This is a genomic window from Actinomadura physcomitrii (genome assembly GCF_008923205.2).
Taxonomy (GTDB): domain Bacteria; phylum Actinomycetota; class Actinomycetes; order Streptosporangiales; family Streptosporangiaceae; genus Spirillospora; species Spirillospora physcomitrii.
The window spans coordinates 129,243-150,958 of the sequence record NZ_WBMS02000008.1 but is presented as its reverse complement, the minus strand read 5'-3'; the positions used below and the strand labels follow the sequence as shown (position 1 = coordinate 150,958).

General features: G+C 73.7%; 23 protein-coding genes. 8 read left to right on the top strand and 15 right to left on the bottom strand.

Annotated features, from left to right (window positions below):
• The first annotated feature begins 150 nt into the window (after window positions 1-150).
• Both F8568_RS12540 and F8568_RS12535 read left to right on the top strand, forming a co-directional pair.
• Complete coding sequence (locus F8568_RS12540) at window positions 151-1,311, top strand: cysteine desulfurase family protein (protein ID WP_151593705.1); 1,161 nt, start codon at window positions 151-153, stop codon at window positions 1,309-1,311.
• Window positions 1,312-1,375: 64 nt separating this feature from the next.
• Entirely contained in the window at window positions 1,376-1,684 is a 309-nt protein-coding gene (locus F8568_RS12535; RefSeq protein ID WP_151593704.1) for a sulfurtransferase TusA family protein, read from the top strand.
• Window positions 1,685-1,731: 47 nt separating this feature from the next.
• Here F8568_RS12535 and F8568_RS12530 read toward each other — a convergent pair whose 3' ends face one another.
• Window positions 1,732-2,718, bottom strand: coding sequence for a carbohydrate kinase family protein (locus F8568_RS12530; RefSeq protein WP_151593703.1), 987 nt, complete (start codon window positions 2,716-2,718; stop codon window positions 1,732-1,734).
• Window positions 2,719-2,906: 188 nt separating this feature from the next.
• Window positions 2,907-3,269 (bottom strand): HesB/IscA family protein, encoded by a 363-nt coding sequence (locus tag F8568_RS12525; RefSeq protein WP_151545200.1) that lies wholly within the window; start codon window positions 3,267-3,269, stop codon window positions 2,907-2,909.
• Window positions 3,270-3,505: 236 nt separating this feature from the next.
• On the opposite strand from F8568_RS12525, the gene nadA reads away from it, so the two are divergent.
• Entirely contained in the window at window positions 3,506-4,660 is a 1,155-nt protein-coding gene (gene nadA, locus F8568_RS12520) for a quinolinate synthase NadA (RefSeq protein ID WP_151593702.1), read from the top strand.
• A 2-nt stretch (window positions 4,661-4,662) separates the two neighbouring features.
• Here nadA and F8568_RS12515 read toward each other — a convergent pair whose 3' ends face one another.
• From F8568_RS12515 to F8568_RS12495, 5 genes are all read right to left on the bottom strand, one after another.
• Window positions 4,663-5,445 carry a maleylpyruvate isomerase family mycothiol-dependent enzyme gene (locus tag F8568_RS12515; RefSeq protein WP_151593701.1) on the bottom strand — a complete coding sequence of 261 codons (783 nt, stop codon included), beginning with the start codon at window positions 5,443-5,445 and terminating at the stop codon, window positions 4,663-4,665.
• 96 nt (window positions 5,446-5,541) lie between these two features.
• The gene (gene pspAB / locus F8568_RS12510) at window positions 5,542-6,111 is read right to left on the bottom strand and encodes a PspA-associated protein PspAB (protein WP_151593700.1); all 570 of its coding nucleotides are present in this window, start codon (window positions 6,109-6,111) and stop codon (window positions 5,542-5,544) included.
• 3 nt (window positions 6,112-6,114) lie between these two features.
• Window positions 6,115-7,032 carry a zinc metalloprotease HtpX gene (gene htpX, locus F8568_RS12505; protein ID WP_151593699.1) on the bottom strand — a complete coding sequence of 306 codons (918 nt, stop codon included), beginning with the start codon at window positions 7,030-7,032 and terminating at the stop codon, window positions 6,115-6,117.
• A gap of 143 nt (window positions 7,033-7,175) precedes the next feature.
• The gene (gene pspAA / locus F8568_RS12500; RefSeq protein ID WP_151593698.1) at window positions 7,176-7,454 is read right to left on the bottom strand and encodes a PspA-associated protein PspAA; all 279 of its coding nucleotides are present in this window, start codon (window positions 7,452-7,454) and stop codon (window positions 7,176-7,178) included.
• Window positions 7,451-8,260, bottom strand: a complete 810-nt coding sequence (locus tag F8568_RS12495) for a PspA/IM30 family protein (protein WP_202124842.1) — start codon at window positions 8,258-8,260, stop codon at window positions 7,451-7,453. The genes pspAA and F8568_RS12495 overlap by 4 nt, the downstream gene beginning before the upstream one ends.
• A gap of 131 nt (window positions 8,261-8,391) precedes the next feature.
• Here F8568_RS12495 and F8568_RS12490 point away from each other — a divergent pair, with 131 nt between their 5' ends.
• Complete coding sequence (locus tag F8568_RS12490; protein ID WP_151593696.1) at window positions 8,392-8,973, top strand: DUF3043 domain-containing protein; 582 nt, start codon at window positions 8,392-8,394, stop codon at window positions 8,971-8,973.
• An 84-nt stretch (window positions 8,974-9,057) separates the two neighbouring features.
• Window positions 9,058-10,059 carry an aldo/keto reductase family protein gene (locus F8568_RS12485; protein WP_151593695.1) on the top strand — a complete coding sequence of 334 codons (1,002 nt, stop codon included), beginning with the start codon at window positions 9,058-9,060 and terminating at the stop codon, window positions 10,057-10,059.
• A gap of 84 nt (window positions 10,060-10,143) precedes the next feature.
• Here the strand turns inward: F8568_RS12485 and F8568_RS12480 are convergent, their stop codons facing one another.
• Both F8568_RS12480 and F8568_RS50315 read right to left on the bottom strand, forming a co-directional pair.
• Window positions 10,144-10,341: a hypothetical protein gene (locus F8568_RS12480; RefSeq protein WP_151593694.1), complete on the bottom strand. Its 198-nt coding sequence runs from the start codon at window positions 10,339-10,341 to the stop codon at window positions 10,144-10,146.
• A 43-nt stretch (window positions 10,342-10,384) separates the two neighbouring features.
• The gene (locus tag F8568_RS50315) at window positions 10,385-11,341 is read right to left on the bottom strand and encodes a DsbA family protein (RefSeq protein ID WP_160573600.1); all 957 of its coding nucleotides are present in this window, start codon (window positions 11,339-11,341) and stop codon (window positions 10,385-10,387) included.
• 78 nt (window positions 11,342-11,419) lie between these two features.
• Here F8568_RS50315 and F8568_RS12470 point away from each other — a divergent pair, with 78 nt between their 5' ends.
• The gene (locus F8568_RS12470; RefSeq protein ID WP_151593693.1) at window positions 11,420-12,364 is read left to right on the top strand and encodes a bifunctional adenosylcobinamide kinase/adenosylcobinamide-phosphate guanylyltransferase; all 945 of its coding nucleotides are present in this window, start codon (window positions 11,420-11,422) and stop codon (window positions 12,362-12,364) included.
• Entirely contained in the window at window positions 12,361-13,128 is a 768-nt protein-coding gene (locus F8568_RS12465; protein ID WP_328600840.1) for an adenosylcobinamide-GDP ribazoletransferase, read from the top strand. Before F8568_RS12470 ends, F8568_RS12465 begins: the two co-directional genes overlap by 4 nt.
• 4 nt (window positions 13,129-13,132) lie before the next feature.
• Here F8568_RS12465 and F8568_RS12460 read toward each other — a convergent pair whose 3' ends face one another.
• From F8568_RS12460 to F8568_RS12435, 6 genes are all read right to left on the bottom strand, one after another.
• Window positions 13,133-15,826 (bottom strand): fumarate reductase/succinate dehydrogenase flavoprotein subunit, encoded by a 2,694-nt coding sequence (locus tag F8568_RS12460; protein WP_151593692.1) that lies wholly within the window; start codon window positions 15,824-15,826, stop codon window positions 13,133-13,135.
• Entirely contained in the window at window positions 15,826-16,542 is a 717-nt protein-coding gene (locus F8568_RS12455; protein WP_151593691.1) for an ABC transporter ATP-binding protein, read from the bottom strand. The genes F8568_RS12460 and F8568_RS12455 overlap by 1 nt, the downstream gene beginning before the upstream one ends.
• Window positions 16,539-17,351, bottom strand: coding sequence for an ABC transporter permease (locus tag F8568_RS12450; protein ID WP_151593690.1), 813 nt, complete (start codon window positions 17,349-17,351; stop codon window positions 16,539-16,541). The genes F8568_RS12455 and F8568_RS12450 overlap by 4 nt, the downstream gene beginning before the upstream one ends.
• Window positions 17,348-18,787, bottom strand: coding sequence for an ABC transporter substrate-binding protein (locus tag F8568_RS12445; RefSeq protein ID WP_202124841.1), 1,440 nt, complete (start codon window positions 18,785-18,787; stop codon window positions 17,348-17,350). Before F8568_RS12445 ends, F8568_RS12450 begins: the two co-directional genes overlap by 4 nt.
• Before the next feature lie 9 nt (window positions 18,788-18,796).
• Window positions 18,797-19,024, bottom strand: a complete 228-nt coding sequence (locus F8568_RS12440; RefSeq protein WP_151593689.1) for a 4Fe-4S dicluster domain-containing protein — start codon at window positions 19,022-19,024, stop codon at window positions 18,797-18,799.
• A gap of 77 nt (window positions 19,025-19,101) precedes the next feature.
• Window positions 19,102-19,878 (bottom strand): GntR family transcriptional regulator, encoded by a 777-nt coding sequence (locus tag F8568_RS12435; RefSeq protein ID WP_328600839.1) that lies wholly within the window; start codon window positions 19,876-19,878, stop codon window positions 19,102-19,104.
• Between the two features lie 280 nt (window positions 19,879-20,158).
• Between F8568_RS12435 and F8568_RS12430 the strand changes: the two genes are divergently transcribed.
• Window positions 20,159-21,691: a leucyl aminopeptidase gene (locus F8568_RS12430; RefSeq protein WP_151593687.1), complete on the top strand. Its 1,533-nt coding sequence runs from the start codon at window positions 20,159-20,161 to the stop codon at window positions 21,689-21,691.
• The last annotated feature ends 25 nt before the right edge of the window (window positions 21,692-21,716 follow it).

Sequence of the window (21,716 nt, the reverse complement as noted above, 5' to 3'; positions counted from 1 at the left end):
CCCCAGAGCGGGTCGGACTCACGGAATGCCTTCCCCACGGATGAAAGCCCGGTCGACCCGGGCGGTGAGATCAGTTGTTACACGTGTGGTGGACACCCTAGCGCTAGGGGCGCGCGAACCCCCGATCGGGTGCCCGGTTAGTGTGCTGGCGTGGCCGACTCCAGTGCGCCGGACGGGTACTTCGACGCCGCCTCCACCGAGCCGCCGCATCCCGCGGCACGGGCGGCGCTCCTGGAGGCGCTGGACGCGGGCTGGGCCGACCCCGCCAGGCTGTACGGGCGGGCGAGGAGCACCCGCATGCTGCTGGACCGGGCCCGCGCGCGCGTCGCGGGCGTCCTGGGCGCCCGCCCGGACGAGGTGTCGTTCACGTCGTCGGGCACCCAGGCGGTGCACCTGGCGGTCCTCGGGGGGCTCCAGGCGCGCCGGCGGGCCGGGCGCCACCTGGTGGTGAGCGCGGTCGAGCACTCCAGCGTGCTGCACGCCGCCGAGCTGCACGAGGCGGACGGCGGCGAGGTCACGGTCGTCGAGGTCGACCGGGCCGGGCGCGCCGACCCGGCCGCGTTCGCCGCGGCGCTGCGTCCGGATACCGCGCTGGCGTGCCTGCAGTCGGCGAACCACGAGGTGGGGACGGTGCAGCCGGTCACGGAGGTCGCCGAGGCGTGCCGCGCGGCGGGCGTGCCGCTGTTCGTCGACGCCGCGCAGTCGCTCGGCCGCGCGGACGTGCCGGGCGGCTGGTCGCTGCTCGCCGGCAGCGCGCACAAGTGGGGCGGGCCCGCGGGCGTCGGGGTCCTCGCGGTCCGCAAGGGCACCCGGTGGCGCTCCCCGCTGCCGGCCGACGAGCGCGAGGCGCGCCGCGTGCCCGGGTTCGAGAACGTCCCGGCGGTCGTGGCGGCCGCCGCCGCGCTGGAGGCGTTCCGCGCGGACATGCGGGACGAGGGGCCGCGGCTGGCGGGGCTCGTCGACCGGATCCGCGAGCGGGTGCCCGCGGCCGTGCCGGACGTCGAGGTCGTCGGCGACCCGGCCCGCCGGCTCCCGCACATCGTGACGTTCTCCTGCCTGTACGTGGAGGGCGAGGCGCTGCTGACCGAACTCGACCGCGCGGGTTTCGCCGTTTCGTCCGGCAGCTCGTGCACGGCCGATACGCTGCGTCCGAGTCATGTGCTCGAGGCGATGGGAGTGATTACCCATGGGAACGTGCGGGTATCGCTGCCGCGTGGCGTCGCGTCCGCCGATGTCGACCGGTTCCTCACCGTCCTCCCCGGCACCGTGGCCCGGCTGCGCCGGACGGCGCTGAACGCGCTGGACCCATGACCGGCACCCGCGGCAGAACACCACACCGAGTCCGTACCGGCGAAAGAGGGAGGCGGTCGCGCCCATGAGGTTCCGAGGCCGCGCGAGGAGCGGAGTCTCCAACGCGCCGGCGGCCCCGCCCCCCGCCGAGCCCGTCGGCCCTCCCCCGGCGCTGGTCATCGACGCGCTCGGCCGCAAGTGCCCGATTCCGATCATCATGCTGGCGGAGCGGATCCGCGAGATCCCGGTCGGCGAGGTCATCGCGGTCCTCGCCGACGACGCCGCCGCGCGCACCGACGTGCCCGCCTGGTGCCGGATGAAGTCGCAGGACTTCGTCCGCGAGGAGACGCTCCCGCAGGGCGGCTGGGGCTTCCACATCCGCCGGACGTACTGACGGCCGCCTCGCCGCGGGGGCCCGCGCCGGCCCCCGCGGCGCGCCGGTCACGGGTTGGGGCAGGCGAGGTGCGGCTCGACGTCGGCGGCCGCGGCGGCGCCGTAGGCGGAGGCGAGCCGGTCGAGGAACGCCCGCCGCGAGAGGGTGTACTCCTGCGGGCCGGCGGCCTCCAGCGCGTGCGCGGCGACGGTGCTGCCGACCTGCGCGGCGCGCTCCAGCGGCAGGCCCCACGCCGTCGCCGACAGGAACCCGGAGCGGAACGCGTCGCCGACGCCGGTCGGGTCCACGACCTTCTCCACCGGGACGCAGGGCACGTGCAGGCCCTCCTCCCCCTGCCGGTCGATGACGACGCCCTTGGCGCCGAGGGTGGTGACGCGGATGCCGACCCGCGACAGCACCTCCTCGCCGGACCAGCCGGTCTTCTCCTCGAACAGCGCCTTCTCGTACTCGTTGCTGAACAGGTACGCGGCCCCGTCGAGGAGGCGGCGCACGTCCGCGCCGTCCATCCGGGCGAGCTGCTGGGACGGGTCGGCGGCGAACGCGATGCCGCGCGAGCGGCACTCGTCGGTGTGCCGGAGCATCGCCTCGGGGTCGTTCGCGCTGATCAGCACGAGGTCGAGGCCGCCGACGCGCTCGGCGACCGGGCCGAGCTCGATGGAGCGGGCCTCGCTCATCGCGCCGGTGTAGAAGGACGCGATCTGGTTCTGGTCCTGGTCGGTGGTGCACAGGAACCGGGCGGTGTGGTGCAGCTCGGACACGTGCACGGAGGCGGTGTCGACGCCGTGCCGGTCCAGCCAGGAGCGGTAGTCGGCGAAGTCGTCGCCGACGGACCCGACGAGGATCGACTCCTTGCCGAGGCTGCCCATCCCGAAGCAGATGTTCGCGGCGACGCCGCCGCGGCGGATCTCCAGCTCGTCCACCAGGAAGGACAGCGAGACCCTGTCGAGCTGGTCGGGCAGGAGCTGGTCGGAGAACCTTCCGGGGAAGGTCATCAGATGGTCGGTCGCAATGGATCCGGTCACGGCGATGCGCACGCGTCGCTCTCCTCGTCGCGGTCGTCCGGCTTGTCACCGGCTGTGTGAACCCGGAAAGACTACTTCCCATCGGACCACATGACGCGGCGGGTGCGCACCCCGGCGGGGCAGTGCGGGCATGCGAAAGGGGCGGCCCGGACGTGTCGCCCGGCCGCCCCTCCGCCGGCCCGCGGGCCGGCGGTGCTCCGTCAGTTGAAGGAGTCGCCGCAGGCGCAGGAGCCCGACGCGTTCGGGTTGTCGATCGTGAAGCCCTGCTTCTCGATCGTGTCGACGAAGTCGATGGTGGCGCCGGTGAGGTAGGGCGCGCTCATCCGGTCGACGCGCACGTTCAGCCCGCCGAAGTCCTGGACCTGGTCTCCGTCCATCTCCCGCTCGTCGAAGAAGAGCTGGTAGATCAGGCCGGAGCAGCCGCCCGGCTGCACGGCGACACGCAGCGCAAGGTCGTCGCGGCCCTCCTGCTCGAGCAGGCCCCTGGCCTTCTCGGCGGCGGCGTCGGTGAGGATGACGCCCTGCTGCGTGGTCTCCTGCGTGGTCTCGCCTGAAACCGTCATGTGTTCAGCTCCCGGGTCTCGCTGCGCCGCGGCTGCGGCGGACTGTCGCTCGTCCTCGAGGACGACTTACGCCTCTTCCCGTAGGACAACGTACCTCGGCACAGACCCATTCCGCGTATCGCCCATCTTTAACGCCGGGGAGCGGTGCGTCCTACGTCACACCGCCCGCGCGACGATGATGTGCCATCATTAGTCGTCAGAGCGACGATAAGTCCCGTCGCAGGAGGGAGACTCCCGTGTCCACCCCAGTGCGCGACCTTCCGCTGCTGCTCCTCGGCGAGGGCTCCGACCCGGCGAGCGAGCGCGGTGTGGACTGCCCCGGCGAGCTGCCGCCCGCGTCCGACCCCGCGCTGGTCGAGCGGGCCGGCGCCGCCAAGGCCGCCCTCGGCGACCAGGTGTTCGTCCTCGGCCACCACTACCAGCGCGACGAGGTCATCCAGTTCGCCGACGTCACCGGCGACTCGTTCAAGCTCGCGCAGCAGGCCGCCGCCCGGCCCGAGGCGCCCTACATCGTGTTCTGCGGCGTGCACTTCATGGCCGAGTCCGCCGACATCCTCACCGCGCCGCACCAGAAGGTGATCCTGCCCGACCTCGGCGCCGGCTGCTCCATGGCCGACATGGCGACCTTCGACCAGGTCGAGGAGTGCTGGGACGTCCTGGAGGACGCGGGGGTCGCCGACGAGGTCGTCCCGGTCACGTACATGAACTCCTCGGCCGACATCAAGGGCTTCGTCGGCCGGCACGGCGGCGTGGTGTGCACCTCGTCCAACGCCAAGCGCGCCCTGGACTGGGCCTACTCCAAGGGGAAGAAGGTGCTGTTCCTGCCCGACCAGCACCTCGGCCGCAACACCGCCGTCCTGGAGATGGGCTTCTCGCTGGACGACTGCGTCGTCTACAGCCCGCACCGCCGCGAGGGCGGTCTCACCCACCAGCAGCTCCGCGACGCCAGGATGATCCTCTGGCGCGGGCACTGCTCGGTGCACGGCCGGTTCAGCAAGGAGTCGGTGGACGAGGTCCGCGCCCGCGTGCCCGGCGTCAACGTCCTCGTCCACCCCGAATGCCGGCACGAGGTCGTCACCGCCGCCGACCAGATCGGCTCGACCGAGTACATCATCAAGACGATCGAGGCCGCCGAGCCCGGCACGTCGTGGGCCGTCGGCACCGAACTGAACCTCGTCCGGCGCCTCGCGAACGCCCACCCGGACAAGAACGTCATGTTCCTCGACAAGACCGTCTGCTACTGCTCCACGATGAACCGCATCGACCTGCCGCACCTGGTCCTGTCGCTGGAGTCGCTGGTGCGCGGCGAGGCCGAGAACGTGATCACCGTCGACGAGGACACCGCCCGCAACGCCCGCGCCGCCCTCGACCGGATGCTCGCGCTTCCGTAGATCTAGATCGCAGAGTTCTCCACCCAGTGGACGAGCAGGTCGTCGTCACCGGTGAACTCCAGGGCGGGGTCGCCGAGTTTGCGGCGGCCCCACAGGAACAGGAAGACGTCGGAGGCGCTGCCGCGGACCGTCGCGTCGGCGCCGCCGGCGTTCTCGCCGCCGTCGTGGCGGGTCCACTCGAAGCGGTCCGGCAGGAGCCGGAGCAGCCGGCGGGAGCCGAGGTCGGCGGCGTCGAAGGCGAGGACCTCGCCGTCGCCGCGCAGGTTCTCGACCTTGGGCGCGAACGCGGCGGCCCGCTCCAGATTCTCCAGCAGCTCGTCCATCCCGTCGGCGGCCGCCTCGGGCGCGACGGCGGGCACCCGGCCGCACGCGATCTCCAGGTCGGCGCGGTGCACGGCGGTCTCGAACAGCATCCGCCGCGACCAGAACCGGGCGTGCTGGTCGACGCCCCAGGCCCACACGGGCGCGTCCGGGTCGGCGGCCCGCAGGATCTCCAGCAGCCGCCGCGCGCCCTCCTCGTACCAGGGCAGGTGGTCGCCCGGGACCACCGGGAACGAGACGCCCAGCTCGCGCAGGCTCAGCCGGCGCGGGGCGCCCACCCGGACGGTGCCGCCCGCCCACCGGTGTATGGCGCCGAGGTGGCGGACCAGCTCGGCGACCGACCAGCCGGGACAGGACGGCACGTCCTCCTCGAGATCGGCGCCCGCCGCGACCTCGGCGAACGCGGCGGCCTCCGCCTCCAGCGCGTCGCAGTGGCGGGCATGGTCCCAGGGACGTCCGGTCATTACGCCTCCCGCATGAACCGACCGTGGCTTCAGATCACAGACATACCCCGCATCGGAACATGGATCAGGGCGTTTCGGAACGGGTTCCGGGAGGCGTCACAGGCCGGGGGCGCCCCATACCGGGAACCAGCGGCCGAGGTCCTGCTCGAAGGGCAGGTCGGCGCCGACCGCGCCGCGCACCTGGAGCTCCAGCGCGTTGTCGCGCTTGTCTCCGGGCAGCGGCGCGAACGGGTAGAAGGTGCCGCGCTTGTACAGGTAGACGAGCGCGAGCCGCTGCCCGTCCGGGCCGCGGAAGCCGGCCAGCGAGCACAGCAGGTGCGGGCCGAACCCGCCGGACTCCAGCGTGGAGTTCACCGCGTGCAGGTCGGTGACCAGGTCGGGCAGCTCCTCCGGCGGGTGCGTCGCGAGCAGCCACGTGTACCCGTAGGAATCGTTGCTGATCTCGACCTTGGGGCCCTCGTCGGCGTCCAGCAGCTCCTGGACCTCGGCCTGCAGCCGCGCGAACGCGCCGCCCTCGGCCGCCCGGAAGCAGACCGAGCCGAGGCCGGTCGGCGTGAACCCCGTGGCGGCCTCCAGCGTGATCGCGGCCGTGGACAGCCCGAAGAGCCGGTCCAGGTCCGGCTTGACCGGCTTGGACCGGCCGAGCAGCGTGTCCAGGAAACCCACGGATCAGACTCCCCTGCTGAGCTGGTCGGAGATCTTCGACAGCTGCGCGAGCCGCCTGTCCAGCGACGGGTGGGTGGAGAACAGGTGCGAGATGGTGAAGCCCTTGCCGAACGCCGGGGTGAAGAAGAAGGCGTTGAACGCCTGCGCCTGCCGCAGATCGTTGGTCGGAATCCGGGCGATCTCGCCGGACACCTTCGTCAGCGCGCTGGCCAACGCGGACGGGCGGCCGGTCAGCAGCGCGGCGGCCCGGTCGGCCGACAGCTCCCGGTAGCGCGACAGCGCCCGGGTGAGCAGGAAGCTGACCGCGTAGGCGACGGCGCTGACCGCTACCACGGCGAGCAGGATCATCCCGGTGTTCTGGTCGTTGTCGCGGCGGTTGAAGCCGCCCCACAGGCCCCACTCGAGGCCGAACCGGGTGATCAGACCGGCGCAGATGCCGAGGAACGAGGCGATCGTCATGACCGCGACGTCCTTGTGCGCGACGTGCGCCATCTCGTGCGCGAGCACGCCCTCCAGCTCGACCGGGTCGAGCCGGCGCAGCAGCCCGGTGGTCACGCAGACCACGGCCTTCTTCTGGTTGCGGCCGGTCGCGAACGCGTTCGGCACGTCGGTGTCGGCGACGGCGACGCGCGGCTTCGGCGCGTCCGACATGGCGCAGATCCGGTCGATCACGCCGTGCAGCTCGGGCGCCTCCTCCGGCGAGACGGTCCGGCCGTGCATGGCGAACATCGTCAGCTTGTCGGAGAAGAAGTACTGCGCGAACAGGAACGCCAGCGCGATGACGAGGGCGATCGCCCCGAACTGCGGAGAGATCACGAAGAACGCCGTCACGAAGACGACGTAGACCAGCCCCAGCAGGAACATGGTCACGAGCATGCGTGACGTCAGCCCCCGGTCAGAGGCGTAACGCGTCGAGGCCATCCGGCAACCCCCAGTTTTTCTTTCCCCGATTCACTTGTGTGAACGCGCGAGCCCCGGGTTTTGTGCCGGGCACCGCCGGAGTCCCGCGCGCATCGCCCTGGAGGACGACCGGTCCCTGGCCGCCCGGCCTGGCGGCCAGGGAACTAGTCCGGGATCAGCCCCTCGTCGCCGAGCATGGCGCGCACCTCGTCGATCGCCGCGTCCGCCGGCGGCAGGATCAGCTCCGACGGGGCCAGGCTGTCGGCCGGCAGCGGCTTGCCGACCTTGCGCACGCTCTCCAGCAGGGCGTGCAGCGCGGCGCGGAACGCCGTCTCGTCGCCGGTCTCGATGGCCGACTCGAGTTCGCCGTCGAGGGTGTTGAGCGCCGCCAGGTCGCCGTCGGCGACGTCCAGCTGCCCCTCGCCCATGAGGCGGACGATCACTGCGCACCCCCGGGCTGCTGCGGCCACGGGGCCTGCTGCGGGGCGTCCTGCTGGTGCTGCTGCGGCTGGGCGGTGGGCGAGCCCTGGTTCAGCTCCTTGGGCGCCGGGCCCTGGCCGAGTTCGGCCTTCAGCCGCTCCAGCTCGAGGTCGACGCCGGGGCCGGAGCCCATCCGGTCGAGCTCGGCCTGGATGTCGTCGCGGGGGCCGGAGAAGTCCTCGAGCGCCCCGGAGGCGAGCAGCTCGTCGATGGCGCCGGCGCGCGCCTTCATGTTCTCGGTCTTCTCCTCGGCGCGCTGGATCGCCAGGCCGACGTCGCCCATCTCCTCGGAGATGCCGGAGAACGCCTCGTTGATCTTGGTCTGCGCCTCGGCGGCGGTGTACGTCGCCTTGATCGTCTCCTTGCGGGTGCGGAAGGAGTCGACCTTGGCCTGCAGCCGCTGGGAGGCGAGCGTCAGCTTCTCCTCCTCGCCCTGCAGCTGCTGGTACTGCGCGCGCAGGTCGTTGAGCTGGGAGTCCAGCCCGGACCGGCGGGTCAGCGCCTCGCGGGCGAGGTCCTCGCGGCCCACCTGCAGCGCCTTCTTGCCCTGGTCGGTCAGCTTGTTCTGCTGCTGCTCGAGCTGGTTGATCTGCAGCTCGAGACGCTTGCGCGAGGTGGCGACATCGGCGACCCCCCGACGGACCTTCTGCAGCATCTCCAGCTGGCGCTGGTAGGAGTAGTCGAGCGTCTCGCGAGGATCCTCGGCCCGGTCCAGGGCCTTGTTGGCCTTGGCCTTGAAGATCATCGACATTCTTTTCATCACGCTCATCGCGCGGCGCCGGTCCCTTCGTGCTGTGCCTCAGTCGCATACTGGGCTCAATGACCACTGCTGGGGTTCTTATCACCCTACGCGTTAACGCGCGAGGCAGCCACGATGTTCGCAGCCGGTAGGCTGACCCCGTGTTCAAGCGTCGTACCCCGGAAGCCCCGCCGAATCCTCCTCAGGTAGTAACGCCGAAGCCGGGAGGCAAGGGGCGGCCCACGCCGAAGCGCGCCGAGGCCGAGAAGCGCCGCCGCCAGCCGATCACCGCGCCGGCCACCCGCAAGGAGGCCTACAAGAAGGTGCGCGAGCGGCAGGCGGACGAGCGCCAGCGCGCCCGCGCCGGCATGGCCCGGGGGGACGAGAAGTACCTCCTCAAGCGGGACAAGGGCCCGGTCCGGCGCCTCGCCCGCAACTACGTGGACGCGCGCCGCACCGTCGGCTCGTACCTCATGTACGCGATGTTCGCGATCGTGCTGCTGAGCCTGCTGCCGATCCCGGCGGCAAAGCTGCTGGTGCTGTTCGCGCCGCCGCTGCTGCTGGTCGTGGTGTTCGGCGAGGGGCTGCTGCTGAGCCGGGGCGTCAAGAAACTCGCCGCCGAGCGGCACCCGGGCGAGGACACCAAGGGCGTCGGGCTGTACGCGGCGATGCGCGCGATGCAGATCCGCCGGCTGCGGGTGCCCGGGCCGCAGGTGAAGATCGGCGAGAAGGACAAGGTCTGACGGCGCGGCCGTCCCCCGCGGGCCGGGGAGTGTTCCCGCCCCGCCCGGACCGGCGGTGATCTCCGCCGGGCTAGGGTCGTGGGCATGGAGTTCCGATACCTGGGCCGCAGCGGTCTGAAGATCAGCGAAATCGCGTACGGCAACTGGCTCACCCACGGCTCCCAGGTCGAGGAGGACGCGGCGCGCGCGTGCGTGCGCGCGGCCCTCGACGAGGGGATCACCACGTTCGACACCGCGGACGTCTACGCCGGGACGCGCGCCGAGGAGGTCCTCGGCCGCGCCCTGAAGGGGCAGCGCCGCGAGGGTCTGGAGATCTTCACGAAGGTCTACTGGCCCACCGGGCCCGGCGCGAACGACCGGGGGCTGTCCCGCAAGCACATCATGGAGTCGATCAACGGCTCGCTGCGCCGTCTCGGCACCGACTACGTCGACCTTTACCAGGCCCACCGGTTCGACCACGAGACGCCTCTGGAGGAGACCCTCCGCGCGTTCGACGACCTCGTCCGGCAGGGCAAGGTGCTGTACGTCGGCGTGTCGGAGTGGCGCGCGGAGCAGATCGAGCGCGCTTTGAAGATCGCCGATGAGATGGGGTTCGACCGGATCGTCTCGAGCCAGCCGCAGTACTCGATGCTGTGGCGGGTCATCGAGGAGGAGGTCGTGCCGCTGTGCGAGCGCGAGGGGGTCGGCCAGATCGTCTGGTCGCCGATCGCGCAGGGCGTGCTGACCGGCAAGTACAAGCCGGGGCAGCCGGTGCCGGAGGGGTCGCGCGCGACCGACGACAAGGGCGGCGCGGACATGGTGAAGCGCTACCTGAACGACGACCTGCTGACCCGCGTGCAGAACCTGAGGCCGATCGCCGACGACCTCGGGCTGTCGATGGCGCAGCTGGCGATCGCGTGGACGCTGCAGAACCCGAACGTGTCGGCGGCGATCATCGGCGCGTCGCGTCCGGAGCAGGTCGCCGACAACGTCAAGGCGGCCGGGGTGAAGCTGGACGCCGACGTGCTGAAGCGGATCGACGACGTGCTCGGCGACGTCGTGATCCGGGACGCGTCGAAGACCGTCAGCCCGCGCACCCGCCCGTGAGCTGAGGCGCGCCCGCCGGACGGCGAGGGGCCGCGGGACAGGCGTCCCGCGGCCCCTTGCGCTTCTTCCGGCGGCCGTCCGGCGTCACTCCGGGTCTTGCAGGCTCATCCCGTAGACGACGGTCTCGCCGTCCAGCAGCGTCACCTTGTCGACCTCGCCGGCGCGCAGGCCCCGCCAGTTCTCGCCCAGCCAGCTCTCCGCGTCCGACTGGGTGGAGAAGGTCTCCTCGGACGTGCCGACCGCCTGCCCGTCGGTCTTCTCCAAACGCCAGATCCACGCCATCGCGCTCGACCTCCCTCGTCGCGGGTGAGACTAGCCGCTCCGGTCAGGAGGCGGCCTCGATGGCGCGCCGCAGGGCGTCCGGCGACTGGGTGTCGGACGAGTCGAGCAGCCGGCCGTTCACCCGCACCGACGGCGTCCCCTGCACTCCGGTCGAGATGTAGGTCTGGCTGACCCGGCCGACGTCGGAGGCGTAGCGCTGCCCGGTGACGCAGGATCTGAAGTCGTCGCCGGTGAGGCCGAGGGGCGCGGCCCAGTCGAGGAGGTCGGAGGTGGCGTAGCCCTGGGTGCTCTCGGACGGCTGGTGCGCGTAGAGGGCGTCCTGGTAGGACAGCCAGCGGGCGCCTTCGCGGACGCAGCGCAGCGCGGACGCGGCGCGGGTGGAGTTGCCGTGCTGCGGTTCGGTGCCCTCCCCGAAGATGACCATGGGGTGAAAGACGACCTTCGCCTCGCCCGCCACGGCGACCTGCTTGAGCATCGGGTCGTTGGTGCGGTCGAAGTTGCCGCAGGGCGGGCAGGAGAAGTCCTCGTAGATGTCGACGACCGGGGACGTGACGCCGGGCCTGGCCATGGTGAGGCTGCCGTCGGCGTTCGGGATGGCCTCCGCCCCGCCGGCGATCTTGCCGACCTGCAGGCTCGTGCCGTCGGATCCGCCGCCGTCCGCGCGGTCACCGCCGTCCCCGCCGTCATCTCCGGTGAGCACGACGACGGCGACGACCGCAGCGAGCACCAGCACGAGGCCGCCGGCGATCAGCGCGATCAGCAGGCCGGGGCCGCGGCGCGGCGGGGGCGGCGGGCCGGGCTGCCAGGGCTGCCCGCCGGGCGGCGGCACGGTGATCGGCGGCATCGGCACGCCCGGCGGCGGCGCGCCGCCGGGCGGGACGGGCGGCACCGGCCCGGGACCGGGCTGCCCGGGCCCTGGGGCGTTCGGCGGCACGGGAGGCGGGCCGTAGGGCGGCTGCGGCCCCTGGTCCGGCCAGGGCGGGGTCGGGGGGTTGCCCACCGGGGGTCTCCTTCTGCCGGGAGGTCGTGATCCTTCCAGGTGAGCGTATACAGGCGGGCCGTAGAGTTTCGGACCGATATGGACATCGAACTCCGCGGCATCGCCGCGCCGGGCGGCTGGCCCGGGGAAGGCTGCCGGTGCGCGTCCTGCGGGCGGCTCCGCGCCGCCGGGGTGCGGCACGAACCGGCCGACGTGCTCCTCGACGGCGTTCCCCTGGACGACCTCGCCCGGACGGAGGTCCCCGGCGGGCTCGACGTCCGGGCCCCCGGCGGCGGCCGGGTCCTGATGGCGGCCGGGCCGGGCGCCCGGCCGGAACCCGTGAAGGACGTGCGGTACGACGCCGTCCTGCTCGACCTGGCGGGTTCTCCCGAGCACCTCGGCTACCTGCGGCATGTGGGGGCGGTGGCGGCCGGGACGCGCGTCATGGCCGTCCACGTGGACCACCGGATGCCGTCCCCGGCGGAGCTGGAGCGGCGCATGGCGTTCTGGGTGCGGCCGCAGGACGGCCCGTTCCGGACGCTGCTGCTCGGCGGGTCGCGGTCGGGGAAGTCGGCGGAGGCGGAGCTGCGGCTGGCGGGCCGCCCCGACGTGCTCTACGTGGCGACGGGCCCGGTGCGCGACGACGACGCGGAGTGGAGCGCACGGGTCGAGGCGCACCGGAGCCGCCGTCCCGCCTGGTGGCGGACGGCCGAGACGACCGACCTCGCGGAGGTGCTGGCCTCGGCGTCCGGGGCCGTCCTGGTGGACGGCATCGGGACGTGGCTGGCGGCGGCGATGGACGAGTCGGGCGCGTGGGACGACCCGCAGCGGGTGCTGCCGAGGCTGGACGCGCTGGTCGAGGCGTGGCGCGGCACCGCGGCCCAGGTGGTCGCGGTGTCGGACGAGGTCGGGTTGTCGCTGGTGCCCGCGACACCGTCCGGACGGGCGTTCCGCGACATGCTCGGGCTGGTCAACCAGCGGCTCGCCGCCGAGTCGGAGGAGGCGGCGCTGGTGGTGGCGGGCCGCGTGCTGGAGCTGCCGTGAGAATCGCCGGGGCGGGGCTGCGGCTGGCGGTGACGCTGCTGACGATCGTCCCGCTGCGCGCGCCCGAGGTGGGCCGGGACACGGCCCGGTCGGCGATGCTGGCGGCGCCGCTCGTCGGGCTGATCACCGGAGGGGCGGCGGCGGCCGTCCTGCTGGCGGGCGACGCGCTCGACCTGTCCGGGCTGCTCGCCGCCGCGCTCGCGGTGGGCGCGGCGGCGGTGCTCACCCGGGCGCTGCACCTGGACGGCCTCGCCGACCTCGCGGACGGCCTGGGCAGCGGGCGGCCCGCCGAGGACGCGCTCGCCGTCATGAAGCGGTCGGACATCGGCCCGTTCGGCGTCGTCACGCTGCTGCTCGTCGTGCTGGTCCAGGTCGCGGCGCTGGCATCGGCGCCGCACGCCGCGGTCGCGGCGCTGATCGCCGGGGTGACGGGGCGGCTCGCGCTGCCGTGGGCGTGCCGCGCGGGCGTCCCGGCGGCCCGTACGGGCGGGCTGGGGGCGCTGGTCGCGGGGACCGTCCCGGCGCGCGGCGCGCTCACCGTCACCGGGGCGGTCCTGGTCGCCGCCGGAGCCGCCGGAGCGGCGTCCGGCGGCCTCGGCGGCGCCCTGCACGGGCTCGCGGCGGTCGTGCTCGGCCTGGGCGCCGCGCTGCTGATGCTCCGGCACGCCGTGCGGCGGCTGGGCGGCGTCACCGGCGACGTCCTCGGCGCGCTGGTGGAGATCGCCACGACCGCCGCGCTGCTGGCCCTGGCGGCGCTCCCCTGACGGCTTAGGTCGCGAGGGCGCGGCGGGCGTAGGCGCGCACGTCGGCGTCCGGATCGGACCGGGCGGCGCTCAGCGCCTCGACGGTCTCGGCGGTGCGGGGGTGCGCCGACAGCGCGATCACGGCGGCCTTGCGGACGTCCAGGTGCGGGTCGTCCAGGGCCTTGATCAGCGGGACGGACGCGACGCCCGGATCGGCGCCCGCGAGGCCCCGCGCGGCGCCCGCGCGGACCTGCCAGGCCGGGTCGTGCAGCGCCGCGGCCGCGGCGCCGTCCAGCGGCGGCGGGCATCCGACGCCCGCGAGGGCCTCGAACGCGGCGGCGCGGACGAGGTCGTCGGCGTCCTCGGCGAGCCGCCCGAGGGCGCCCGACGCCGCCGGGTCGCCGATCGTGCCGAGCCCGTGCGCGACGGCGATCCGGACCTCGCGGGACGCGTCGCCGGCCGCCCGCGCGATGGCGTCCGCCGCGTCGTGCGCGACCAGGCCGCGGACGGCCTGCAGCCGGACGCGGTGGTCGGGGTCGCCGAGCGCGCCCGCGAACACGTCCGGGCCGCCGAGGCGCAGCGCGCGCAGGACGTCCAGGACCGCGGCGCGCACCTGCGCGTCCGGGACGCCGAGGGCGCCGCTGAGCGCGTCCCGGACCTCCCCGGTGGCCGGGAGCACCTCGACGAGTTCGCGCAGCGCGGTCGCGGCGGCGTGCCGGACGGAGCCGTGCGCGTCGGCGAGCGCGGTGGCGAGGGCCCCGGCGACGCCGTCCGGCACGACCTCGGTGAGGGTGGCGACGGCGGCGCGCCGCACCTTCGGGTCGGGGTCGGACAGGTAGGCGGCGATCGCGCCGACGTCCGGCTGGGTCTCGGCGAGCCGCTGCAGTTCCAGCAGCCGCGGGGACCGTCCGACCGACGCCGCCGGGCGGGCCTGCGCGGCCGGGCGGGCGGACGCGGCGACCCGCGCGGCGGAGGCGGCGCCGAGCACCTGCGGCTCGGCGTCCTCCGGGACGGTGAACTCCTCGACCGGCACCAGGTACGGGGCGACGGGCCGCTTGACGAACTCCATCGCGCCGTCGGCGCGGCGCCGCAGGTTGAGGTGGTACATCCACGCGGCGTCGTCGCGTTCGGGCAGGTCGGCGCGGTCGTGGTAGAGGCCCCAGCGGCTCTCGGTGCGGGTGAGGGACGACCGGGCGGCCATCTCGGCGCAGTCGCGGATGAAGGTGACCTCGGCGCAGCGCATCAGCTCGTGCGGGGTCCGCGCGCCCATCGCGGCGATCTCGGTCTCCATCCGCGCGAAGGTCTCGACGGCGATGTCGAGCCTGGTCCGCGTCTTCGGCGGCGCGACGTAGTCGTTGACGAACCGGCGCAGCTTGTACTCGACCTGCGGCTGCGGCGGTCCGCCGGGGTTGCGCAGCGGGCGGTAGATCAGCTCGTGCGCGGCGCGGACCTGGTCCTCGGGCAGCGCGGCCGGCCCGCCCCGGCCGGCCGGCAGATGCGCGGACGCGTGCGCGCCCGCGAGGTCGCCGAACACGAACGCGCCGATCATGTAGTTGTGCGGCACGCAGGCCAGGTCGCCCGCCGCGTACAGGCCGGGGACGGTGGTGCGGGCGTTCTCGTCCACCCAGACGCCGGACGCCGAGTGCCCGCCGCACAGCCCGATCTCGGAGATGTGCATCTCCACGTCGTGCGTGCGGTAGTCGTGGCCGCGGCCCGCGTGGAACGTGCCGCGGGTCGGCCGCTCGGTGCTGTGCAGGATGCCCTCCAGCGCGGTCAGCGTCTCGTCGGGCAGGTGCGTGAGCTTGAGGTAGATCGGCCCGCGCGCGGAGTCGATCTCCCGCTTGACCTCGGACATCATCTGCCCGGACCAGTAGTCGCAGTCGACGAACCGGGTGCCCTCGGCGTTCACCTGGTAGCCGCCGAACGGGTTGGCGACGTAGGCGCAGGCGGGCCCGTTGTAGTCCTTGATGAGCGGGTTGATCTGGAAGCACTCGATGCCGCTCAGCTCGGCGCCCGCGTGGTAGGCCATCGCGTAGCCGTCGCCCGCGTTGGTCGGGTTCTCGTACGTCCCGTACAGGTAGCCGGACGCGGGCAGGCCGAGCCGCCCGCACGCGCCCGTCGCCAGGATCACCGCGCCGGCCGACACGGTGACGAACTCGCCGCTGCGGGTATCGAACCCCGCCGCGCCGACGGCCCGCCCTCCGGACGTCAGGACCCGCACCGGCATCACGCGGTTCTCGATCGTCACCTTCTCCCGGATGGACCGCTGCCGCAGCACCCGGTACAGCACCTTCTTGACGTCCTTGCCCTCCGGCATCGGCAGCACGTAGGAGCCGGACCGGTGGACGCGGCGCACCGCGTACTCGCCGTGCTCGTCCTTCTCGAACTTCACGCCGTACTTCTCGAGCCGCTTCACCATCGCGAACCCGCGGGTGGCGGTCTGGTGGACGGTCCGCTGGTTCACGATGCCGTCGTTGGCGCGGGTGATCTCGGCGACGTAGTCCTCCGGCGTCGCCTTGCCGGGGATGACCGCGTTGTTCACGCCGTCCATGCCCATGGCGAGCGCCCCGGAGTGCCGGACGTGCGCCTTCTCCAGCAGCAGCACGGACGCGCCGTGCTCGGCGGCGGTGATCGCGGCCATCGTCCCGGCGGTGCCGCCGCCGATCACCAGCACGTCGGCGCTCAGCTCGCGCCGCTCGGTCGCGGCGGGGATCTCCATCACACGGTCTCCTTCGTGTCGGTGCGCGCCCCGAGCGCCGCCAGGACCTCGTCGCGGGTCGCTGCGGCGGGGAACCGCGCGGTGACGCCGGCAGCGCCGAGGACGGCGATCCGGTGGCCGACCAGCAGCGCCTCGTCCACGTCATGGGTGACGAACACGACGGTCGCGGGCGCGTCGGCGAGGACGTCGAGGAGGAGCCGCTGCATGCTCGCGCGGGTCTGCGCGTCGAGCGCGCCGAACGGCTCGTCCATGAGGATCGCGCGGGGCCCGGCGGCGAGGGTGCGGGCGAGCTGGACGCGCTGGCGCATCCCGCCGGACAGCTCGCGCGGCAGCCGCCCGGCGGCGTCGCCGAGGCCGACCCGGGCCAGCCAGCGGTCCGCCGCCGCGCGCCGCTCCGCCCGCCGGACGCCGCGCAGCGACAGCGCCAGCTCGACGTTGCGGCGCGCGGTCCGCCACGGCAGCAGCGCGTCGTCCTGGAACATCAGCGCCCGGTCGGCGGACGGCCCGGTGACGGGTTCGCCGCCGGCGAGGATCCGCCCGGACGCGGCGGGCAGCAGCCCGGCGAACGCGCGCAGCAGCGTCGACTTCCCGCAGCCGGACGGGCCGAGCACGGCGAGGACCTCGCCGGCCTCGGCGGTCAGGTCGAGCCCGGTGACGACGGCCCGGCCGCCGTAGCCGAGCGTCACGTCCTCGGCCCGCAGTTCGAGTCCGCTCATGACCGGTCCTCCCTCGGCAGCCAGCGGGTCAGCCGGCGGCCGGTCAGCTCCACGGCGGCGGAGGTGAGGTAGCCGAGCAGCCCGATGGTGGCCATCCCGACGAGCACGCCGGGGTAGTCGACGATCGTGTACGCCTGCCAGGTCCGGTAGCCGACGCCGAAGTCGCCGGAGATCATCTCGGCGGAGATCACGCAGATCCACGCGACGCCCATCCCGATGGACAGCCCGCCGAACACGCCGGGCAGGATCCCGGGCAGCACGACCCCGAGCAGCACCCGGATCCGGCCGCCGCCGAGCGTGCGGACGGCGTCCTCCCACACGACCGGCAGGGCCTTCACCGCGTGCCGGGTGCCGACCAGGACGGGGAAGAACGCGGCGGCGAAGGTGATGAACACGATGCCCTGCTCGTTGGCGGGGAACAGCAGGATCGCGACCGACACCAGCGCGATCGCCGGGATCGGCCGGGCGACCTCGAACAGCGGCTGCAGCAGGTCGCCCGCCCACCGCGACCGGGCGGTCGCGACGCCCGCGGCGACGCCGAGGACGGCGGCGAGCGCGAACCCGGTGAGGATGCGGACGAGGCTCTGCGCGACGTCCTGCCAGTACTGGGCGTGCTCGGCCTGCCGGCCGAACTCGTGCAGCACGTCGGCCGGGCCGGGGAACCGGTCGAACCGGACCCACAGCCGGACGTTCGCGGCGGTGAGCAGCTGCCACACCGCGAGCGCGGCCAGGATGGAGGCGGCGCGGACGGGCCAGCGCAGGAGGCGGCTCGCGCGCGGGAGGCGGCTCGCGCGGACGGGGCGGCTCACGCGTTCCTCACCGCCTCGTCGTAGGTGACGACCTTCGCGCCGGAATGCGCGGCGACGTACTTGCGCGCGCCCTCGTCCGTGGCGAACGGCTTGAACCTCTCCCCCGCCTTCGCCGACGGGTCCTCGACCCACACGTCCTTGTCCGCGAACCAGCGGGTGCCGGTGGTGGCGTCGGGGATGTAGACGGCCCTGAGCCGCTTGCCCTGGCTCTTGAGCGCGCGCACGTTCTTCAGCAGGCAGACCGGGTCGGCGACGGGGCGCGTGCTCTCCTCGCCTTGCACCCACACCTCGCCGGCGGTCTTCGGGTCGTCCACCTCGGTCTTGCACACCTCGTCGGTCCCGGTGATGGCGGCGGGGTTGGCGGTGGACGCGGCGTCGTGGTCGTAGGACGCGCCGTACGCCTTCCTGATGTAGCCGTCGTTGATGAAGGGCCCGACGTCCAGCGGCGTCTGGATGACCCCGATCGACTTCAGGAACGGGACGTCGTGCACGAACGCGTCCTTCAGCCCCTGCTTGATGGTGGGGTCGAAGGTGGCGACGCCGCCCGCGCCGTTGTAGAGGTAGACGGTCTCGGCGGGCAGCCCGGTGGTGGACGCGACCGACTCGGCCGCCGCCAGCGGGTGCGCGTGCAGGTAGTTGGTCGCGTCGATCTGCGCGCGCAGGAACGCGTCGAGCACCTTGCCGTTCTTCTCGGCGAACTGGTTGCGCACCACCACGCCATGGAAGGTCGGCACGTCGAGCTGGCCGCCGTCATAGAGCAGGCGGGCCTGGCCCTTGTTCACCAGCAGGCCCGGCCAGGCGACGAACTGCGCGAACGCCGCCGCGCTCCCCGCCTGCAGCGCCGACGCGCCCACCGTGGGCTGCTGGTTCTCGACCTTGACGTCCTTGGCGGGGTCGAGCCCGTACTTGCGGGCCGCCTGGACGAACGTGCCGTGCCCCGCCGAGCCGACGCTGGTGGAGACCGTCTGCCCCTTGAGGTCGCGCAGGGTCTTCGCCTTCGAGTCGGGGGCCACGACGACGCCGTTCAGCGAGCCGCGCATGTTGTAGCCGGTCACCGACACCCACGAGGTCTTCGCGTCGCCGCCCTGCGCCTGCGCCCGGGACCCGTTGATCAGCAGCGGGTAGTCGCCCATCGAGCCGATGTCGATCTTCCCGGCGAGCATCTGCGCGGTGATCGGCGCGCCGGTGTCGTAGTCGCGCCACACCACCGAGTAGCCGGTGCCGTCCTGCTTCCCGAGCGCCTTCAGCCGCTTCTCGAAGTAGCCGAGCGAGCGCAGCAGCGTTCCGGCGGTGACGGTGTTGATGGTCTTGGACTGGTACCCCACGACGATCCGCCCCGCGCCCCCGCCGTCGGCGGCGTTCCCGGCCACCGTGCAGCCCGCCGCGAGCGGGAGGAGGGCGGCCGCCGCGGCCAGCGTCGTCTTCATCGCGTTCATCGGCTTCCTTCAGCGCAGCAGGTAGGGCATGTCGATGGTCACGGCCCCGGTCGGGCAGCGGTCGGCGCACGGCCCGCAGTACCAGCACTCGTCCACGTGCATGTACGCCTTGCCGGTCTCCGGGTGGACGGCGAGGGCGTCCAGCGGGCACACGTCGATGCACAGCGTGCAGCCGTCGATGCAGAGCGCCTCGTCCACCGTCACGGGGACGTCGGCGCGGTTCTCCACGAGGGACATTGGTCCTCCAGGGGTGTGCGGGCGTGCGGGGCTCGCCGCGCGGCGCTGCGCGGCACCGGCCGGGCGGCCGGAGGGGGTCAGGCGCGGCTCATGGAGCCGCTCATCGTGATCCGGTCGCCGCGGAAGCGGATGAACTCCAGGTCCACGGGGCGCCCGTCCGACAGGTGGGTGAGGCGTTCGAGCATCAGCAGCGCGGCGCCGCGCGGGGCGTCCAGCGTCGCGGCGGAGTGCGGGTCGGCGTTGACCGCCTCGAGCATCACCTCGGCGCGGCCGAGGGGCCGCCCCGCGATGCGCTCGAGCAGCACGAAGATGTCGTTGCGGACCAGGTCCTCGGCCAGCAGCGGCTCGCCGAGGTCGCGCGGGATGTAGGTGAGGTCGAGGGAGAGCGGCAGCCCGTTCAGCCGGCGGATCCGCTCGATGTAGACGACCGGCTCGCCGCCGGGCGTGCCGAGCCGGGAGGAGATCTCGCGGGACGGGGTGATCAGCCCGGTCAGCCGCACCTCGTTGGCGACCTCGCCGTGCTCGCGCAGCGTCTCGGCGAGGCCGAGCAGCCGCTCCAGCCCGTGCGGGTACTTCTCGGCGACGGCGTGCGTGCCGACGCCGGGACAGCGCTCGATCAGGCCCTCGGCGCGCAGCAGGGCGAGGGCCTCCCGGACGGTGTTGCGGGACGCGCCGAACTCGCGGACGAGCTCGGCCTCGGCGGGCAGCGCGCCGCTGCGCAGGTCGCCGTAGAGCACCTGGCGGCGCAGGACGTCGGCGACCTGGCGGGCCCGGTCGGCGCGCGGCCGGCGACCGCCCGCGGCCGGCACGGGGGCCGCCGCGGGGGGCGCGCAGGTGTCGTCTCTCCTGGTCACGGCCATAAACCTACTAAATCGATGGGAATAGGTGAATAGAGGGTCCGTTGCGCCACTCCGAAAATCCGCGGCACCGCTGTGACCTGCGCGGACGCGCCGCGCCCGCGGCGTCCCGCCACCGGGCGCGCCGCCTCCGCCGGCCGGGCGCCCCGCCGCACCGCCCCGCCCGCACACCGGATGATCTTCCGGCGGGCGCCCGGCCCCCGTCCCGTCCGGTCCCCCGCCCGCCCGTGCCCGAGGGGCGATCGCGGCAGGCAGCGGCAAGGTTCCGGCCCCGGCAATGCTTGATCCAAAAGGGCGAAACCGGTCACCGGGAGGACTAACATCGGACTACGTGACGAGCATCGGACTTGACAGCGCAGACCTGGCCGGCCTCGACGTCGACGCCATCGTGATCGGAGCCGTCCCGGCGGACGCGGGGGCCGCGCCCGCCGCCGGCGCCGAGGACCTCGACCGCGCCCTGGACGGGAGGCTCGCCGCGGCGCTCGGCGCCCTCGGCGCCACCGGCAAGCCCGGCGAGATCACCAAGCTGCCCACGCTGGGCGCCGCCACCGCACCGGTGATCGTCGCCGCCGGGCTGGGCGAGGCCCCCTCCGCCGAGGACCTGCGCCGCGCCGCCGGCGCCGCCGTCCGCGCGCTGGCCGGCAGCGGGAAGGTAGCGGTCGCGCTGCCCGCCGCGGACGCCGCCGAGGCCGAGGCGGTCGCGCTCGGCGCGCTGCTCGGCGCCTACTCCTTCGACTCCTACCGGACCGGCGACGGGCACAAGAGCCCCGTCGCCGAGATCCGGCTCGCCGCCCCCGCCGCCACCGACGTGGCCGTGGAGCGCGCCCGCGTGCTGGCCGACGCCGTCAACCTGGTCCGCGACCTGGTCAACACCCCGCCGTCCGACCTCACCCCCGAGGACCTCGCCAACGAGGCCGAGCGGGTCGCCCGCGAAAGCGGCCTCGGCATCGAGGTGCTCGACGAGAAGGCGCTGGTCGACGGCGGCTACGGGGGCATCACCGGCGTCGGGCAGGGCTCGGTGAACCCGCCCCGCCTCGTCCGGCTCGCCTACGCCCACCCCGAGGCGTCCAAGACGCTCGCGCTGGTCGGCAAGGGCATCACGTTCGACTCCGGCGGCCTGTCGCTGAAGCCGACCGGCTCCATGGACTGGATGAAGTCCGACATGGGCGGCGCCGGCGCCGTCCTCGGCGCGATGGCCGCCATCGCCGAGCTGGCCCCGAAGGTCAACGTCGTCGGCTACATGGCGATCGCCGAGAACATGCCGAGCGGCAGCGCCCAGCGCCCGTCCGACGTGCTGCGCATCTACGGCGGCAAGACCGTCGAGGTCCTCAACACCGACGCCGAGGGTCGTCTCGTACTCGCCGACGCGCTGGTCCGCGCCGGCGAGGACTCCCCCGACCTCCTCGTCGACGTGGCGACGCTGACCGGCGCGCAGCTGGTCGCGCTCGGCAGCCGGACCACCGGGGTGATGGCCAACGACGACGACGTCCGTGAGAAGGTGGTGGCGGCGGCCGAGCGCGCCGGGGAGGCCTCCTGGGGCATGCCGCTGCCGGCCGAGCTGCGCAAGGGGCTCGACTCGGCGGTGGCCGACCTCGCCAACATCAGCGGCGACCGCTGGGGCGGCATGCTGGTCGCCGGCGTGTTCCTGAAGGAGTTCGTGCCGGACGGCGTGAAGTGGGCGCACCTCGACATCGCCGGCCCCTCGTTCCAGCAGGGCGAGGCCTACGGGTACACCCCGAAGGGCGGCACCGGCGCGGCGACCCGCACGCTGGTGCAGATCGCCGAGGACCTCGCCGCCGGGATCCTGTAGGGCCGCCGGGATCCGGGCCGCCGCG

Coding starts and splice junctions, on each gene's coding strand:
- F8568_RS12535 (WP_151593704.1), top strand. CDS start 1,376: ATGAGGTTCCGAGGCCGCGCGAGGAGCGGAGTCTCCAACGCGCCGGCG.
- F8568_RS12525 (WP_151545200.1), bottom strand. CDS start 3,269: ATGACGGTTTCAGGCGAGACCACGCAGGAGACCACGCAGCAGGGCGTC.
- F8568_RS12515 (WP_151593701.1), bottom strand. CDS start 5,445: ATGACCGGACGTCCCTGGGACCATGCCCGCCACTGCGACGCGCTGGAG.
- htpX (WP_151593699.1), bottom strand. CDS start 7,032: ATGGCCTCGACGCGTTACGCCTCTGACCGGGGGCTGACGTCACGCATG.
- F8568_RS12495 (WP_202124842.1), bottom strand. CDS start 8,260: ATGAGCGTGATGAAAAGAATGTCGATGATCTTCAAGGCCAAGGCCAAC.
- F8568_RS12485 (WP_151593695.1), top strand. CDS start 9,058: ATGGAGTTCCGATACCTGGGCCGCAGCGGTCTGAAGATCAGCGAAATC.
- F8568_RS12480 (WP_151593694.1), bottom strand. CDS start 10,341: ATGGCGTGGATCTGGCGTTTGGAGAAGACCGACGGGCAGGCGGTCGGC.
- F8568_RS12470 (WP_151593693.1), top strand. CDS start 11,420: ATGGACATCGAACTCCGCGGCATCGCCGCGCCGGGCGGCTGGCCCGGG.
- F8568_RS12460 (WP_151593692.1), bottom strand. CDS start 15,826: ATGGAGATCCCCGCCGCGACCGAGCGGCGCGAGCTGAGCGCCGACGTG.
- F8568_RS12455 (WP_151593691.1), bottom strand. CDS start 16,542: ATGAGCGGACTCGAACTGCGGGCCGAGGACGTGACGCTCGGCTACGGC.
- F8568_RS12445 (WP_202124841.1), bottom strand. CDS start 18,787: ATGAACGCGATGAAGACGACGCTGGCCGCGGCGGCCGCCCTCCTCCCG.
- F8568_RS12440 (WP_151593689.1), bottom strand. CDS start 19,024: ATGTCCCTCGTGGAGAACCGCGCCGACGTCCCCGTGACGGTGGACGAG.
- F8568_RS12430 (WP_151593687.1), top strand. CDS start 20,159: ATGCTTGATCCAAAAGGGCGAAACCGGTCACCGGGAGGACTAACATCG.